Origin of the sequence: Sulfitobacter sp. HI0129, from assembly GCF_001635395.1 — a bacterium.
In the GTDB taxonomy this organism is placed as follows: domain Bacteria; phylum Pseudomonadota; class Alphaproteobacteria; order Rhodobacterales; family Rhodobacteraceae; genus Sulfitobacter.
Genome location: NZ_LWGH01000615.1, coordinates 1 through 1,137 on the forward strand (window position 1 = coordinate 1; position 1,137 = coordinate 1,137).

The 1,137-nt window shown below is 65.3% G+C and carries 2 protein-coding genes; both read left to right on the top strand.

Annotated elements, in window-relative coordinates; genetic code table 11:
- Window positions 1-289 precede the first annotated feature (289 nt).
- A complete protein-coding gene (locus tag A3764_RS16115) occupies window positions 290-640 on the top strand; it encodes an MbcA/ParS/Xre antitoxin family protein (protein WP_067923924.1) in 351 nt (116 codons plus the stop codon).
- A partial coding sequence (locus tag A3764_RS16120; protein ID WP_067951772.1) for an RES family NAD+ phosphorylase occupies window positions 640-1,137 on the top strand: 498 nt, incomplete at its 3' end. The genes A3764_RS16115 and A3764_RS16120, both read left to right, overlap by 1 nt.

A 1,137-nucleotide genomic window follows, 5' to 3' on the forward strand; every position in this document is an offset into this window, starting at 1 on the left:
CGCCCCCGCCACGGGCGTAAAGGTGATCAGTCGTCTGCGGGAAAGATCGGGTTTTTTTGGCATCTCATGATTCCACTGAATTTCCGAGGCTCTGGTTCAATCCACGCGGGTGGGGCTTTGTTCCGAAAAACTTACAAAATCATACAACATGTACCACGGGCAAAGTTGCGGGCGCCTACATCCGCTTGATCAACCCACCGCCCCAAGCAAAGGCGGCGCCCTGCACTCCCCCTTGTAATTCGGCTATTTTGACGCTATATACCGTCATATCCACCGTATGGAGCCCATCATGCACCTCGTGAACTTTGCCGAAGGCGGCCAGTTCGAGCCGCGCAAGATCGCCGCCGCGCTGCGTACCTCCGCCGAAGAAATCGCCCTCACCGTCGGTCTGGGCAAGGACGCGCTCCAGCGGCGCACGCGCATCAGCTCCGACAAGACCCAGCGCCGCCTGCGCGAGCTGGTCGAGGTCCTCAACAAGGTGGAACCCCGCTTCGGCTCGGAGCTGATGGCCTATGCCTGGTACCGGTCCGAGCCCCTGCCCGGCTTTGACGGCCGCACCGCGATGCAGCTTGTGCAGGAAGGCAAGGCGCAGCAGGTGCTCGAATATATCGACGCGGTAGACGCTGGCGTCTTTGCCTGATGCCCCTGAAAAACGGGCGCCTCACCGGGCCGCTCTACCGCGCCCTCAACCCCGTCTATGCGCGCGACCCGCTTTCGGGGCGCGGCGCGGAACATTACGGCGGGCGCTTCAACGCCAAGGGCACCCCTGCCCTCTACACCGCGCTCGACCCCGCCGTCGCCCTGCGCGAAGCCAATCAGGTCGGGCACCTGCAACCCACCGTTCTGGTCTCCTACACCGCCGACCTCGGCCCCGTCTTCGACACGCGCGATCCGGCGGCGCTGGCCCGGCACGGCATATCCGAAAGCACCCTCGCCGATCCCGCTTGGCGCGCCCGGATGCTGGGGGGCCAGCCCGTGCCCACGCAGGATTTCGCCGCGCGCCTCATCGCCGATGGCTTCGCGGGCCTCCTGATCCGCAGCTACGCCAAGGGGGCCGTTGCCGGTGATCTCAACACCGTTCTGTGGCGCTGGACCGGCCCGGACTGTACCTTGCGCGTCGTCGACGACGAAGACCGC

Excerpts from the sequence above, each read along its gene's own strand:
- A3764_RS16115 (WP_067923924.1), top strand. The coding sequence starts at position 290 with ATGCACCTCGTGAACTTTGCCGAAGGCGGCCAGTTCGAGCCGCGCAAG.